General features: G+C 33.2%; 13 protein-coding genes and 1 tRNA gene. 11 read left to right on the forward strand and 3 right to left on the reverse strand.

All coding sequences use genetic code 11. From position 1 onward, the window contains the following. The first annotated feature begins 3 nt into the window (after positions 1 to 3). From nagB to trxA, 4 genes are all read left to right on the forward strand, one after another. Positions 4 to 765 (forward strand): glucosamine-6-phosphate deaminase, encoded by a 762-nt coding sequence (gene nagB / locus TETH514_RS07230; protein ID WP_003868752.1) that lies wholly within the window; start codon positions 4 to 6, stop codon positions 763 to 765. 189 nt (positions 766 to 954) lie between these two features. After that, the gene (locus TETH514_RS07235; RefSeq protein ID WP_003868751.1) at positions 955 to 1,611 is read left to right on the forward strand and encodes a cytochrome c biogenesis CcdA family protein; all 657 of its coding nucleotides are present in this window, start codon (positions 955 to 957) and stop codon (positions 1,609 to 1,611) included. A 12-nt stretch (positions 1,612 to 1,623) separates the two neighbouring features. Next, positions 1,624 to 2,244: a peroxiredoxin gene (locus TETH514_RS07240; protein WP_003868750.1), complete on the forward strand. Its 621-nt coding sequence runs from the start codon at positions 1,624 to 1,626 to the stop codon at positions 2,242 to 2,244. A gap of 29 nt (positions 2,245 to 2,273) precedes the next feature. After that, positions 2,274 to 2,609: a thioredoxin gene (trxA, locus tag TETH514_RS07245; protein ID WP_341852832.1), complete on the forward strand. Its 336-nt coding sequence runs from the start codon at positions 2,274 to 2,276 to the stop codon at positions 2,607 to 2,609. A gap of 53 nt (positions 2,610 to 2,662) precedes the next feature. Here the strand turns inward: trxA and TETH514_RS07250 are convergent, their stop codons facing one another. Next, a complete protein-coding gene (locus tag TETH514_RS07250) occupies positions 2,663 to 4,150 on the reverse strand; it encodes an aminotransferase class I/II-fold pyridoxal phosphate-dependent enzyme (RefSeq protein WP_009052285.1) in 1,488 nt (495 codons plus the stop codon). Positions 4,151 to 4,525: 375 nt separating this feature from the next. On the opposite strand from TETH514_RS07250, the gene TETH514_RS07255 reads away from it, so the two are divergent. Both TETH514_RS07255 and TETH514_RS07260 read left to right on the forward strand, forming a co-directional pair. After that, complete coding sequence (locus TETH514_RS07255; protein WP_003868747.1) at positions 4,526 to 6,991, forward strand: ASKHA domain-containing protein; 2,466 nt, start codon at positions 4,526 to 4,528, stop codon at positions 6,989 to 6,991. A gap of 60 nt (positions 6,992 to 7,051) precedes the next feature. Beyond that, positions 7,052 to 8,752, forward strand: a complete 1,701-nt coding sequence (locus TETH514_RS07260; RefSeq protein ID WP_003868746.1) for an ABC-ATPase domain-containing protein — start codon at positions 7,052 to 7,054, stop codon at positions 8,750 to 8,752. A gap of 58 nt (positions 8,753 to 8,810) precedes the next feature. Here the strand turns inward: TETH514_RS07260 and TETH514_RS07265 are convergent. Beyond that, positions 8,811 to 8,899 (reverse strand) — tRNA-Leu (locus TETH514_RS07265). Between the two features lie 368 nt (positions 8,900 to 9,267). Between TETH514_RS07265 and TETH514_RS07270 the strand changes: the two genes are divergently transcribed. Both TETH514_RS07270 and hflX read left to right on the forward strand, forming a co-directional pair. Beyond that, the gene (locus tag TETH514_RS07270) at positions 9,268 to 11,556 is read left to right on the forward strand and encodes a peptidoglycan-binding protein (protein ID WP_009052286.1); all 2,289 of its coding nucleotides are present in this window, start codon (positions 9,268 to 9,270) and stop codon (positions 11,554 to 11,556) included. A 136-nt stretch (positions 11,557 to 11,692) separates the two neighbouring features. Then, positions 11,693 to 12,934, forward strand: a complete 1,242-nt coding sequence (gene hflX, locus TETH514_RS07275; protein ID WP_003868532.1) for a GTPase HflX — start codon at positions 11,693 to 11,695, stop codon at positions 12,932 to 12,934. On the opposite strand, the gene TETH514_RS07280 is transcribed toward hflX, so the two are convergent. Continuing rightward, complete coding sequence (locus tag TETH514_RS07280; RefSeq protein ID WP_003868531.1) at positions 12,924 to 13,406, reverse strand: DUF3189 family protein; 483 nt, start codon at positions 13,404 to 13,406, stop codon at positions 12,924 to 12,926. The two genes, hflX and TETH514_RS07280, sit on opposite strands and share 11 nt — an antisense overlap. 221 nt (positions 13,407 to 13,627) lie before the next feature. On the opposite strand from TETH514_RS07280, the gene TETH514_RS07285 reads away from it, so the two are divergent. The 3 genes from TETH514_RS07285 to TETH514_RS07295 all read left to right on the forward strand — a co-directional run bounded on the left by TETH514_RS07285 (position 13,628) and on the right by TETH514_RS07295 (position 15,310). Continuing rightward, positions 13,628 to 14,056 (forward strand): NUDIX hydrolase, encoded by a 429-nt coding sequence (locus TETH514_RS07285; protein WP_009052287.1) that lies wholly within the window; start codon positions 13,628 to 13,630, stop codon positions 14,054 to 14,056. Between the two features lie 108 nt (positions 14,057 to 14,164). Continuing rightward, positions 14,165 to 14,815, forward strand: a complete 651-nt coding sequence (locus TETH514_RS07290; RefSeq protein ID WP_003868529.1) for a YigZ family protein — start codon at positions 14,165 to 14,167, stop codon at positions 14,813 to 14,815. Positions 14,816 to 14,899: 84 nt separating this feature from the next. Continuing rightward, positions 14,900 to 15,310, forward strand: coding sequence for a CoA-binding protein (locus TETH514_RS07295; protein WP_003868528.1), 411 nt, complete (start codon positions 14,900 to 14,902; stop codon positions 15,308 to 15,310). Positions 15,311 to 15,329: the final 19 nt, after the last annotated feature.

The raw sequence follows: 15,329 nt of genomic DNA on the forward strand, positions 1-15,329 counted from the left end.
AAGATGAAAGTAATTATAACTGTAAATTATGAGGAAATGAGTAAAAAGGCAGCAGAAATTGTGAAAAAGCAAATCAAAGAAAAACCTAATACGGTTTTAGGGCTTGCTACAGGTTCTACGCCTCTGGGGATGTATAAACATTTAATTGAGATGTATAAAAGAGGGGAAATAGATTTTTCTAATGTCATTACTTTTAATTTAGACGAATACATTGGTTTATCTCCAGACCATCCTCAAAGCTATCATTATTTTATGTTCCACAATTTTTTCAATCATATTAACATTAAAAAAGAAAATGTTCATATTCCAAATGGTATAGCCGAGGATTTAGAAGAAGAATGTAGAAAATATGAAGAAGAAATAGAAAAAGCAGGAGGAATTGATTTACAGATATTAGGAATTGGTATAAATGGACATATAGGGTTTAATGAGCCAGATGAAAGTATAGAGACAAAAACACATGTGGTTACTTTGACTGAAAAGACGATAAATGCTAATAAGAGATTTTTTAAAAGCGCAGAGGAAGTGCCAAGAAAGGCGATTACTATGGGACTTGGAAGTATCATGAAAGCAAAGAAAATTGTCCTTTTGGCATCTGGAAAAAATAAAGCAGAGGCAATAAAAGAAACTATAAAAGGACAATTGACTACTAAAGTGCCTGCTACTGTTTTAGCTTTACATCACGATGTAACTATAATAATTGATAAGGAGGCTGCTTCACTTATACCCGATGAAGATTTAAAAGAAATAGAAGTAATTGTTTAATAGGCGAAAGCCTGTTTTTTTATATTTTCAAAAGATAACTGTATAATTTATAATGTAAGGAAAAAATGGTTATAGATAGGTAAAAACATGAATAGCGGTGTTTTATTATATATGAACGCTATTGTATTGTAGTTATAATTGTAATATAATATTTGATAGTTATACCCTATAGGGGAGGGAGGTGTAGATGTGCCAATTTACACTGCATTTTTAGCAGGAATTGTTTCTTTTTTATCACCCTGTGTTTTGCCTTTAATTCCCGCTTATGTGTCATATATTTTTGGAAATAAAAAGAATAATTTAATAAATTTGCTTCTCTTTGTTTTGGGATTTAGCATAGTGTTTGTTTTAATGGGGGCGACTGCAAGCCAACTAGGAAAGCTTTTTTTAGCCTATAAAGACATTTTTAGGAAAGTAAGTGGGATAATAATTGTGCTTTTTGGACTTCAAATGACTGGGATTTTTAGACCAATATTTTTAAACAAAGAAGTCAAATTAATAAATATGGAAAAGGTACAGACCGGTTATATAGGGTCATTAGTATTGGGTATAACTTTTGCAGCAGGATGGACACCTTGTGTAGGTCCAATTCTCGCTTCGATATTGTTGTATGCTGGGTCTGTCAGTACTTTAAGTGTAGGCGTGATATTGCTTTTTGCATATTCTATGGGGCTTGGCATACCTTTTATAATTACAGCCTTATTGATTGACAAGTTTAAAAGTATGTATAAAAGGATTAACAAAATATTGCCTTATATAGAGGTAATAAGTGGGGTTATTCTCATAATATTTGGAGTTCTCTTATATTTTAACATGCTAATCAAGATAAGTGGATATTTTTATTAAGAGGTGGTTAGTGTGAAAAATAAAAGTTTAATTTTTACTATAATTGCTGTGATAGTTATAGGGGCACTTATTTTTGTGTTGAATAATTACACAAAAAGTGTGCAGCCTGCACCTTCTCAAGTGGCAGAAAATAATTCTCCTAGCAATAATGAAGATCAAAATACAAGTTCAAATGTAAATTCAAATACAACTGAGCAAAGTGAGCCTAAGATAGGGAATCAAGTAGGAGATATAGCACCAGATTTTACGTTAAAAGATTTAGATGGCAATACTGTGACCTTGTCGAGCTTAAGAGGAAAAAAAGTTATACTAAACTTTTGGGCAACAACTTGTCCTTATTGCATAATTGAAATGCCAGCTTTAAATCAGTTTATAAAAAGCCATAAAGATGATACGGTTTTACTTGCAATAGATTTGGGTGAAAGCCCATCAAAAGTAAAGCAGTATTTAGAAGGAAAAGGATATGAATTTACTGTACTACTGGATACTGACTTAAGTACTATTTACGATTATCAGGTTCAATTTATACCTATGTCCTATTTTATAGATAAAAACGGGATTATAAGAGCAATTAGCAATGGGGCTATGACATATGACGAAATTGAAGAGTATTATAAATCAATTTCTCGATAAATGAAAATGTACAAAAGCAAGTAGAAGGAGTGTATACACAAATGAAACCAGTAAATGTCACAGATGAGACTTTTGCAGAGGAAGTATACAATTCTAATAAACCTGTTTTAGTAGATTTTTGGGCTAAATGGTGTAGACCCTGTTTAATGATGGCTCCAGTGTTAGAGGAGTTTGCGGAAGAATACGCAGATAAGATGAAAGTGGCAAAACTGGATGTAGATGAAAATCCAGTAATCGCTTCTAAATATAGAATTATGAGCATACCTACGATGGGAGTTTTTGTAAATGGAAAAATGGTAGACAAAGTTATAGGTTTTATGCCTAAAGAGCATTTAGTTGAAAAGCTGTCAAAATATTTAAAATAGCTACTAAAAAAGGAGTATCTTTTTGTGAAAGATACTCCTTTTTTAGTAAAACATTATGCTATCACGTTTAAAACTTGCCGGTCATTTACTACTTTTATATAATTTACTTCCGGGTCTTCGGTGCCTTGTATGCTTAAGTTAGCTTCTTTCATTTTATCTACATATTCTATAATTTTTAATGTTATTCTTTCCCCTGGGCAAAGCACTGGAATACCTGGAGGATAAGCCATCAAAAACTCGGCACTTATTTGCCCTACACTTTCTCTTAAAGGTAGTGCAACAGTGGAGGAGCCAAAAGCATATCTTGGTGATACTACTTGTTCTGGTATTTCTGGTATATCTATAGGTTTCGCTATTTCAATGTTTTCATTGTATAATTCATCGCTTATTTCTCTTAAAGCCCTTAAGAGATAATCGACTTTTTCCTTTGTATCACCAATAGAGAATACACATAAAACATTATACATATCTGATAGTTCAGGTTGTATATAATATCTTTCTGCCAATATTTTCTCTAACTGATGGCCGCTTATTCCAAGGCCTTTAGCTGTTATTGTAACTTTTGTGGGGTCAAAGTCATAGGCACCATCTCGGCCAACAATTTCTTCACCAAAACAGTAGAGTCCTTTTATATTGTTTATCTCTTTTCGAGCGTACTCTGCTAATTCTATTGTTTTATCTAATAATTCTCTTCCTTCTGTAGCCATTTGCATTCTTGCAACATCTAAGGAAGCCAACAATATATATGAAGGACTTGTTGTCTGGAGTAAACTCATTACTTGTTTTACTCTATTAATATCAATTCTATCGCCTTTAACGTGAAGCATCGAGCTCTGCGTCATTGAGCCAATAATCTTATGAGTGCTCTGTGCACAGATATCGGCTCCTGCTTCCATCGCTGAAATAGGCAATTTTTCGTTAAATTTAAGGTGTGGTCCGTGAGCTTCATCCACCATGAGTATAGCGCCATAATCATGAACAATTTCAGCAATTTTTACTATATCCGTAGAAACTCCGTAATAAGTCGGGTTTATTATTAAAACAGCTTTTGCATCGGGATGTTCTCTTAACGCTCTTTCTACTGTTTCTGGGGTGACATTTAATGCAACACCGATATTTTTATCAATTTCTGGTTGCATATAAACAGGTATAGCACCACTTAATATAATTCCTGACGTTACAGATTTATGAATATTTCGAGGAACGATAATTTTTTCTTCTTCTCCCATTACACTTAAAATCATTGCTTGAATTGCACCAGATGTTCCGTGTATAGAGAAAAAGGTAGCGTCGGCACCAAAAGCTTCTGCTGCTAATTCTTGGGCATACTTAATTGGTCCAGTAGGTTTGTGCAAGCTGTCTACTTGCTGAAACACTGTTACATCCATTGACAATACATTTTTGCCCACAAAGTCTAAGAACTTTTTTGCCATTCCCACACCTTTTTTATGGCCTGGCACGTGAAAAGGGATAGTATTGTTATTTACATATTCCATTAAGGCATCAAATAAAGGAGTTTGGGTTTGATCTAACTTTTTCAACGCATCTAACACCTTCTTTCATAAGTTTTGGCTCAGAATAAAAGCCTAAAACCTTGATATAAGTAATTCAAAGGTATAGGCTTTGCAGAGCATCGCTGCTCCTTAAAAATAATTTCAATTCATTATAAGACATATTGTTGTAAATTTCAATAATAAGTTTGCTTTAATTTAAAAAATTTTTTAGAGAAATTTTAAACTGCTAATCTATTTTTAATTACACTATACTATATAGTATGAGAAAAACCCTGAAATGTCAAATGCATTTTGTGATAAGTAGAGGTTTTCTATATAAATTTTTATTTGCGATTTTTACTATAGAAATTTATAATAATAAACAAAATGGTATGACAATATGGGATTTAATGAGGTGTGGAAATGTTTAGTAAAGATGTTGTGCAAAAAGTAAAAGACTTGTCATTAGAAAAATTAAAAAACATGAATTTTGATGTGGATCAATATTTAATTGAGGAAGCAACTGGCGAAGTACAAAGTTTAATAGATTACAAAATGATTCACCAAGTATGTGATAATTTTCATATTGATGAGAGAGAAAATAAAATAATCTTTAAAACTGGAGATTATTTGTTTGGGGATTATATAGTAAAAAATTTAAAAGAAGCGGAATATATAATTTTAGCAATCATTACACTGGGAGATAGAATAGATAAAAGGGTAAATGATTATTTTTCAGAAAGTAATTACACAAAAGGAATGATTTTAGATGTTATTGCAGGCGTGTTCCTTGAAATATTGACGAATAATTTTTGGGAAGAGGTAAGAGAAAACGCGCAAAAGTATGGTAAAGAAGTTACAGATATTTTTTACCCAGGAAATAAGTGGGACATAAAAAATCAGGCTGTGATTTGTAAACTTGTGGACAGTTCAAAAATCGGTGTAAATATTAATCAGAGTTTTATCATAACACCCCAAAAAACAGTGTCTTTTGTATGTGGAGTAGGGGAAAATGTCAAAAGACCTGTAAAAAAATCAGTCTGTGACGATTGTGAAGCCAAAGATTGTATTTATAGAAATGTTCCTGGTGAATCTAAATATAAAGTGACTGTACGTTTTAGTAGTAATACAAAAGTTATTGAAGCAAATGAAGGAGAAAATTTGTTTCATATTCTTGTAAGAAATGGAATAAAACTTAACAATTTTTGTGGTGGTAGTCGGATCTGTGGTCAATGTAAAGTTATATTAAATGAGAAACTTGATATCTCTGATGATGAAAAATACTTTTTGACAGATAAAGAAATAAAAAACAATGTTCGGCTTGCGTGTTTTGTTGAGATAGATAGGGATTTAGAGGTCAAAGTACTTTCTGAAGAGCAAAAAGCAAAGATATTGACGAAAGAAAATGATTTGTTAAGTATTGAGTCACACCCTCGCATAAAAACTTCTACAGTAGATATTAGAAGACCAACTTTAAACGACCAAGGAGACTATGTTAAAAGAATTAAAGAAGCTGTGGGTGGAGAAATAGAAATTCCTTTAGGGCTTTTAAGTAATCTTCCTGAAGTTTTAGAAGAAAATGATTATAAGGTAAATATTACTATTAGAAAAAATGAAATAATTTCTATTAAAAAAGCTGCTTCAAAACAATACAACTATGGTATAGCATTAGATATAGGAACTACTACTATTGCTGCTTATTTGTATGACTTAGATGAAGGTAAGGAAGTAGATGTGTATTCATGTTTAAATCCACAGAGAACTTTTGGGGCTGATGTTATAACGAGAATAACTTATAGTATTTCTAATTCTCAAGGATTATATCAGTTGCATTCAGCTCTAATAAATAAAATAAATGAGATTGTAGAAGAGTTTTGTGTAAAAAATTCTATAGACAAAAGCGATATACATGAAATTGTGGCAGTAGGTAATCCTACAATGATACATTTTCTTTTAAATGTATCTTCCAAGAATATAGCAGTATCTCCGTATGTGCCGACTTTTACCTCAAAGATAGAAGTAAAAGCAAAAGAAATTGGCATAAACATAAACAAGGAAGGATACGTAATAACATTACCGCTTATATCTTCTTATGTAGGAGCAGATACTGTGGCAGCGGTTTTGGCAAACAAAATTGACCAATCTCAGGAACTATGTTTGCTTGTAGACATAGGAACCAACGGCGAAATGGTATTGGGGAATAAAGATAACCTTATTGCTTCTTCGGCAGCAGCAGGCCCTGCTTTTGAAGGAGCAGGAATAACTTTTGGACTAAATGGTGTAGAAGGAGCTATAGACCATGTAGATTTTAGTAAAAGACCTTTTTATACTACAATAGGGAATAAAAAAGCTAAAGGAATATGTGGCTCCGGTATTGTAGATATTATTTCTGAACTTTTGAAGTACGGTATTGTTGATATTACTGGCAGATTTTTGTCTAAAGAAGAAGTTAAAAATGTACCTGTTGATATTGCAGAAAGGATAACTGTTTACAAAGGTGAACCGGCATTTTTAATAGAAAATGGAATATATGTGACGCAAAAAGATATAAGGCAAATACAACTGGCAAAAAGCGCCATACTTGCTGGCATTAACATCATGATAAAAGAAATGGGCATTGATGTAAATGAAATAAAAAAAGTTTTTTTGGCAGGAGGATTTGGAAATTATATTCTTCCTGCGAGTGCAATAGCAATTGGGCTTTTACCAAAGGAACTTCAAGGCAAAATCCTTCAAGTAGGCAATAGTGCTGGAGTTGGTGCGATAATGGCATTGCTTTCTGATAAAGAATTGGAAAGATCTATACATCTACAAAGTAAAATAAGCTATATAGAACTATCAACTCATGAAGATTTTCAAAATGAATTTGTAAAAGGAATGTATTTTTAATAAAAGTGGAAATTAGAATATAAAAAATGTATGGAAATTATAACAAAGGAGTGTTTACAGATGACAAAAGAATACCTTAAGAAAAAGCTTGATAAAATAGATGGAAAGGGGTATAAAGCTTACAAAGACCTTGAAGGAGAATATGAGTTTGAAAAATTTATACTGTATATTGACCATGTTCAGGGAGACCCTTTTGCACCTCCTTCTAGGATAAGGGTTAAAGTGCCTCAAAATATAGCTGATTTTGAGTTTTCTATGTATAACAATCCTTCGAGGCAAGTTGCTTTAGAAGATTTTTTGACAAGGTCAGTTTTTGAAGTTATAAAAAGTTTGCCTTCTTTAAAAGGTACAGGACATAGTGGTGATATTTACATAGACAAAGGTGGTCAACAAATAATTAAAAGAAGTGCAATGGTAGTTAACAAAGATTATGTAGAAGCAAGATTGAGCATAGGACTTCCTGCTTTTGGTAGACGAATAAATGGCAGTGGTGCCCAAAGAATATTTCTTGAATTTTTACCTCAAATTGTAGAGAAAAGTCTTTTAAAAAAGAGCCTCAACGTACAAGATATATGGCTATGGGTTGAGACAGTGGAAGACCAAGATTACCTTAGAAGTCAACTAAAAGAGAGAGGGCTTGTGGCTTTTGTGGCTGATGGTGCGATTCTTCCTAGAGAAAGCGGCATAAGTGATAGACCTTTAAAAGGCGGTAATGTAGTACCTTTTGAGTCGCCGAATAGCTTGAGGATTAAGTTTCAACTTCCAAATCGAGGAGAGATAACGGGGATGGGAATACCCGAAGGAGTTACGCTTATTGTGGGTGGCGGTTATCACGGCAAGTCTACCTTGTTACAAGCTATTCAAAAAGGGGTATACAATCACATACCAGGTGATGGCAGAGAGTTTGTTATAACTGTAGCTGATGCAGCAAAAATAAGAGCAGAGGATGGCAGAAGGATAGAAAAAGTAGACATAAGTCCTTTTATAAATAATTTACCAAATAACGTAGATACCACAAGGTTTACTACCGAAAATGCCAGTGGCAGTACTTCTCAAGCAGCAAATATTATTGAGGCGATAGAAATAGGCACTAGCTTACTGCTTTTGGACGAAGATACTTCAGCTACTAATTTTATGATAAGGGATGCGAGAATGCAAAAACTGATTGCAAAAAAAGAAGAACCTATAACTCCTTTTATTGATAGAGTAAAACAGCTATATAAAGATAATGGCATTTCTACGATTTTAGTTATGGGTGGAAGTGGAGATTATTTTGATGTGGCAGACTGTGTAATTAAAATGCACAACTACAGACCCTACGATGTCACACAAGAGGCAAAGAAAATTGCTGAACAATTTAAAACAAATAGGGAAGTTGAGGAAAATAATGAGCCTATAGTTATAAAACCAAGAATTCCTCTTAAAAAAGGGCTTGAGGTAAAAGGCAAAAAGATAAAGTCAAAAGATGAGGATACTATTAGATTTGGATACCAGGAGATTGAATTGGATTATGTGGAACAATTAGTGGATAAAAGTCAAACAAATGCAATAGGGGAGGTAATACGCTATATTGCTAGTAAATATGTAGATGAAAAAAGCAGTATAAAGGAAATATTAGAAAAGGTATATAAGGATATATACGAAAAAGGACTGGACGTGGTATCTTCTTTTTATGGTAAGCATCCGGGCAATTTGGCATTGCCAAGACTTCAGGAAGTAGCTGCTGCATTAAATAGATTGCGAAGTTTTACTGTAAGATAAAAATAACCTCCTCAGCCACACCGGATTCGCTTGAGGAGGCTAATCCTTCATTTCTAATTGGTGCCGAAGGTGGGAGTCGAACCCACACGGGGTGTAAGCCCCACTGGATTTTGAGTCCAGCGCGTCTGCCAATTCCACCACTTCGGCGAGTTATTACATTTGATATATTATCACAGGTCAGTAAAAAATTCAATACCCTTTTTATATTTTTGTGTAGGTGTTTTTATTTGTAATCTATTCAAATTCGACATTATTTTTTAAAAGCCTTCTTATTTTCAACATATGGAAGAATTTTCTACGGAGATTTTTTTAAAAAAAGCAGGATTTTTAATGATTAGTGTAGAATATTAGGTTATGTAAAGAACGCAGGAATACTTAGTAAAGTATTTTAAAAAGATGACGATATAACTTATTGGATTGGTGTCTCTTACTTTATATACATAATCTAAAAAAACGTAATTTTTAATGTCTTCCTAAGTTGAAACACTTGGGAAGAAGGGAGAGGAGAAGCTATAATGAATAACAAAAAAGTAATTAGCGTTTTACTTTCTTCAACTTTAGTTTTGTCATTAGCTAATAGTGCTTATGCTGCTACAATTTTAAAGTATGGAATGCGCAGCCCAGAAGTTAGGCATCTACAGCAAAATCTCAATAAGGCAGGTTACTTTGTTACTGCTAATCCTACTGATTATTTTGGACCAGCTACTAAGAATGCTGTTATGCGTTTGCAGAAGGATTATAATTTAGTACCGGATGGTATTTATGGGCCGTTAACAGAAAAAGCTCTTATGGATAAATTAAATGCTATTTCTAAGGCAACAACTCAAACTTCTAATACTTCACTGCAAACTCAAAGTACAGTGACAAGGACTTTGAAGTATGGAATGCAAGGGAACGATGTAAAAGAGCTTCAAAATGCTCTTGCAAAATTAGGATATTTTAATACTACACCGACAGGCTATTTTGGTTCGATAACACGGGATGCAGTTATAAAATTTCAAAAGGCAAATAATTTGACTCCGGATGGAATTGTGGGACCTCTCACACAAAAAGCTATTTCGGAGAAGTTAAATGTAAGTTTACCTTCCAGAGGAGATGTAAATAGAAGTACTAACACGACACAGAACTCCAGCAATTCAAACCAAACTCAAAGTACAGTGACAAGGACTTTGAAGTATGGAATGCAAGGGAACGATGTAAAAGAGCTTCAAAATGCTCTTGCAAAATTAGGATATTTTAATACTACACCGACAGGCTATTTTGGTTCGATAACACGGGATGCAGTTATAAAATTTCAAAAGGCAAATAATTTGACTCCGGATGGAATTGTGGGACCTCTAACACAAAAAACAATACAAGGTTTATTGGCTGGAAAAGACCAGCAAGCATCTCAACCTACAGACTCACCAAAAATTCAGTATCCCAGTGGGTTTTCAAGGAATATGAAAAAAGGGGATACTGGCGATGATGTAAAATTATTACAAACATTACTTAAGGAAATAGGCTATTATACAAAAGATATTACAGGAACTTATGATGATAATACATTAAATGCAGTAATGGATTTTCAAAAATATTATTCTTTAGCTGTTGACGGAATTGCTGGTATAAATACTATCACAAAAGTAATAGAAATAAACAATCAGGTGAAAGCTGTAAAAGGTTTTTATGTCCAAGGAAAAGGCGGATATGGCCATGGAGTGGGTATGACTCAATTTGGTGCAAAGGGTATGGCGGAACAAGAATATAAATATGATGAGATAATTAAATACTATTATACAGGTGTCAATATAGAAAAACGTAATACGGATAATGTTAATATCAAAGTAAAGATTTCTTTAGATTTAGGAAGTCCAGATATAAACATTACCAGCGACCAGCCGTATAGTGTAGTATACAAAACAAAAGATAACGATACAGAACAAATAGTAGAAAACCAAATAGCGTGTCCAGCACAATCTACAACATCTTTCAAATATATGGATGGAAATATTGTAATTACCAATGATAAAGTAATAGATGATAGTACTCAACTTCCACAAACGATAGTAAGCATAGATGCTGTTAGAGTAATACCAAGTGACACGGGAGTACTGTCATACATAAATAAAGGTAATCCACTTCCTTATGCAGGCGAATTTAAGATATATCCAAATAATAGTTCTAAGAATTTGGATTTAATAAACATATTGCCTTTAGAAGAATATTTAAGAGGTGTAGTACCTGCAGAAATGCCTTCTTCTTGGCATGAGGAAGCTTTAAAAGCTCAAACATTAGCAGCCAGGACATACGCGTTAAGACGGATTAGTGATAAAAAGATTTTTGATGTATATGATTCTACATTATCACAAGCATATAAAGGACTTTCTGTAGTAAATGATAAGGTCGATAATTTGATAAAAGCTACTAAAGGTGAAGTTGTAACTTACAATGGTGGCTTAGCAGATACTGTGTACAGTGCATCTGCAGGAGGATATACAGTGGATTCGACTTTTGCATGGGGTGGTAGCGATGTTCCTTATCTAAAAGGAAAACCCGATCCTTATGATAATTCTAAATATGCTACATACTGGTGGAATGTAAATATTACAAGAGATCAAATATCGTCAGCATATCCTCAAGTAGGTGTTGTTTTAAATGTAGAGATTACAAATAAGATGTTTGATAGGCCAGTAGAGCTCAAAATTACAGGAACAAAAGGTACTATTGTAGTAAAAAATAAAGATTTCAGAGATGCCATAGAAAAGGCCGTAGGTAAAAAGTTATTTATCTCAGAGTATTATACTATTAGTTTACAAAAATAAAAAATAATATAAAGAGGGAGCCTTTTAAAATAGAAAGAAGGCTCCTTTTTATCTGGAACCATAATTTAAAAAGAATTGCTTTTTGTCTAAAAATAAAATATATTATAGTTACAAAGTTTTTTAGGCTGGTGATGTTATGGAGGAATTAAATAGAGAAGAATATAAAGAACGAGCTATTTTAGTAGGAATTGTTTCTACACCTGAAGATGAGGAAAGTATGGAGGAATTAAAGGAGCTTGCTTTAACAGCTGGAGCTGAAGTAGTAGGAATAATGACACAAAAGCGCAATACAATTGACAAAGCTCACTATATTGGTAAAGGAAAGCTGGAAGAATTAAAATTCTTTGTTGAAAATCAAGAAGTTGACCTTGTCATTGTCAATGATGAACTTACCGGTACACAAATTAAAAATATAGAAGACTTTTTAAATGTAAAAGTTATTGATAGAACAAATCTTATCCTTGATATATTTGCAAAAAGAGCAAAGTCAAGAGAAGGAATGTTACAAGTTGAATTAGCTCAATTAAAGTATCGCTTGCCCCGACTTGTAGGTCTTGGTGGACAACTTTCAAGATTAGGTGGTGGAATAGGTACAAGGGGTCCTGGTGAGACAAAATTAGAGACAGATAGAAGGCATATAAAGAATAGAATAAAAGCGATAGAAAAGAAGTTAGAAGAAATAGAAAGGCATAGAAGTTTACAAAGGGAAAGGCGTAAGAAAAACCGTATTCCTGTGATAGCGATAGTAGGGTATACAAATGCAGGAAAATCCACGCTGCTTAATGCTTTAACTAATGCGGAAGTGTACGTAGAAGATAAATTATTTGCAACCCTTGACCCTACTGCGCGAAGACTTGTTTTGCCTTCAGGGAGAGAAGTGATTTTGATTGATACTGTAGGTTTTATTAGAAAATTGCCCCACGACCTAGTGGAAGCTTTTAAATCTACATTGGAAGAGGCTAAATATGCAGATCTATTGCTTCATGTAATTGATGTGACTTCGCCAGATATGGAGGAAAAGATAAAGGTTGTAGAAAAGGTTCTTTCAGATTTAGATGTTATTAATACTCCAAGAATAAATGTTTTTAATAAAATTGACCTTTTAGATGTAGTGCCAAAAGGGAATGAAAAAGAAATTTACATTTCTGCTAAAAACAAAATAGGACTTGATAAATTATTGCAGGCAATAGAAAAAGAGATTTTTAAAGACGTAGAAATAGTTAATTTCCTCCTGCCTTATGATAAAACCAAAGAATACAATTATTTAAAAGAAAAAACAAAAGTCATTGAAGAAAGTTATGATGAAAAAGGGATAATAATAAAAGCGGAGGTACAAAAAGAAACAAAAGAAAGATTTAAAGATTTTATCATCGTTTAATAGCATTGTATTCTGCTTTTTCTTGAGCTTTTACATTTTTAACTATTTGAACAATTTTTTTATAAGCTTTTTGCGTACCATAAATGACTAAAGGCCTTCCTATAACAGGAAATTTTAAGGCTATAGAAGTAAATCCTCCAATCTTCATGATCCAATTGGTAGCAGCAGTAGTGTCAATTAACAGAAGACCTTCATTTGTGTTAAAAATATGATAATACAAATCTTTGAGAGCTGGTTCAATCAATTTTTTAGCATTTTTTACTCCCATAGAGTATATATTGTTTCCATACTCATCTGTGCCAATTGGGACAATGTGACCAGGGTCGTTTTGACCATTTAATTTATCAAACAAAGGTATGTTTTCTATTTCTTCTCGAGAGGGAATTTTGTCCATTGACAGTTTTCCGGTATGTATATAAGCGGCTATAACAGAAGTATGTGTTCCACCATAACAGTGATAAATTATATACATTTAAAACTCTCCTTCCTTGTTTTGTACATTAGATATTTTTTATTAATTTGAAGATTTTTATACTGGTAAATTAATTTTATGATGGGAAAATTAAATTTTGATGTATAATTGTGGAGATATGCGGAAAAATAAAAATAAAATTAAAAATTTGAGAAGGAATTTAAGAGTTTTTAAAGAATATTATATTAAGAGAAAAAATAAAAATTTTAGGGGGCTTGGAAATGTTAATAAGAGATTGCGCTGGAGGAGTTGTATTTAAAGGAGATAATGTATTCATCCTCAAAAATGAGAAGGGGGAGTGGGTGTTACCAAAAGGGGTTATTAGAAATAATGAATTGCCTATTGATGTGGCCATAAGAAGAGTCTGTGCTGAAACAGGTCTTAAATCTGTTGAAGTCCTTTCTACTGCTGGTGAAACCAGCTACGAATTCTATTCTGTTACCCGTCAACGTCCTGTCTTTAATAAAATCATTTGGTATCTCATGACTACCGCCGATGAGGAATTTAATATTAGCAAGGAAGATGGTTTTGTTGATGGAGGATTTTATCCTATAGACAAGGCTTTGGAGATGATTACCTATAGTCAAGACAAATCACTTGTAAACGTTTCTTACTTTAAATATAAGACGTTGACGAAGGCTCTGGCATAAAGCGGAAAAGCTTTAATAAAGCCTAATAAAGCCTAATAAAGCCTAATAAAGCCGGCAACGGCTTTATTTTTTGATTATAATTTGGTATAATGACAAAGGGGTGCTATTTTGGCTAAAAGTTATAAAACACTATATTCTTACGGAGTTGCTGAAATTGAAATAAAGCGTTCCAAATTTATTGGACATGCTAAACCAGTTTCTTCAGAGGAAGAGGCAATAAAATTTATAGAGGAAATTAGGGCAAGTCACAGAATGGCAACCCATAACGTTTACGCTTATGTTATTGGAGAAAATGATGAAATTCAGCGTTTTAGTGATGATGGAGAGCCTTCTGGCACAGCAGGCATACCTGTATTAAATGTAATAAAAAAAGAAGGATTAAAAAACGTTGTTGTTGTAGTTACAAGGTATTTTGGCGGAATATTGTTAGGAGCAGGAGGCTTAGTGAGAGCTTATACAAAAGGGGCAAAAGTAGGTATTGATGCTGCTGGAATAATAGAAAAAATACCTGCGAAAAGTGTTATACTCACTTTTGATTATACTTTCCTGGGAAGAATTCAAAATGAGCTTTTAAAAAAAGGTTATTACATTAAGGATATTATATATTCAGATAGAGTTTCTATAGTATTACATATTGAAGAAGACCATCTATTAGAATTTCAAACTTTTATAAATGATTTGACAAGTAAAAGGTGTGATATAAAAATTGAGGAAGATGTATACCTTTTTAAAAAAGGCGATGAATATTATGGGACATAAACTTTATCCCTTATAAAAGGAAGAGAGAAAAGTAAATGGGGGCGCATTAATTAAGACCCTATTGAATTTAGGAGGTTAAAAAGAATGGAGTGGGATTATTCCTACATAGATTACGTGGAAGAAGCTATGAAAAGAAAGGTGTGGGCTGTAGTAGGAGCACTCCCTCGAGAGAGTAAATATGGCTATCAAATTTATCGAACTCTTAAATTGAACGGGTATACAGCTTATCCTGTTAATCCAAAATTTCAAGAAGTAGATGGAGATCCTTGCTATGAGTCTTTATCGAGCTTACCTGTAATACCAGAAGTTGTAGATATGGTAGTTCCTCCTAATAGAGGTGGACAGTACCTAGAGGAAGCGGCAAAATTAGGTGTGGAATTTATTTGGTTCCAACCGGGGGCAGAAAGTGAGGAACTGGTGGAAAAAGCTAAAAACCTTGGGCTAAAAGTTATTTATAATACCTGTGTAATGTTGGAAACCGATAAGAGGAAGTAAGAGGAGAGCCATCTCCTCT

The organism is Thermoanaerobacter sp. X514 (genome assembly GCF_000019065.1).
In the GTDB taxonomy this organism is placed as follows: domain Bacteria; phylum Bacillota; class Thermoanaerobacteria; order Thermoanaerobacterales; family Thermoanaerobacteraceae; genus Thermoanaerobacter; species Thermoanaerobacter pseudethanolicus.

Coding starts and splice junctions, on each gene's coding strand:
- nagB (WP_003868752.1), top strand. CDS start 4: ATGAAAGTAATTATAACTGTAAATTATGAGGAAATGAGTAAAAAGGCA.
- TETH514_RS07255 (WP_003868747.1), top strand. CDS start 4,526: ATGTTTAGTAAAGATGTTGTGCAAAAAGTAAAAGACTTGTCATTAGAA.
- TETH514_RS07260 (WP_003868746.1), top strand. CDS start 7,052: ATGACAAAAGAATACCTTAAGAAAAAGCTTGATAAAATAGATGGAAAG.
- TETH514_RS07270 (WP_009052286.1), top strand. CDS start 9,268: ATGAATAACAAAAAAGTAATTAGCGTTTTACTTTCTTCAACTTTAGTT.
- hflX (WP_003868532.1), top strand. CDS start 11,693: ATGGAGGAATTAAATAGAGAAGAATATAAAGAACGAGCTATTTTAGTA.
- TETH514_RS07280 (WP_003868531.1), bottom strand. CDS start 13,406: ATGTATATAATTTATCACTGTTATGGTGGAACACATACTTCTGTTATA.
- TETH514_RS07285 (WP_009052287.1), top strand. CDS start 13,628: ATGTTAATAAGAGATTGCGCTGGAGGAGTTGTATTTAAAGGAGATAAT.
- TETH514_RS07295 (WP_003868528.1), top strand. CDS start 14,900: ATGGAGTGGGATTATTCCTACATAGATTACGTGGAAGAAGCTATGAAA.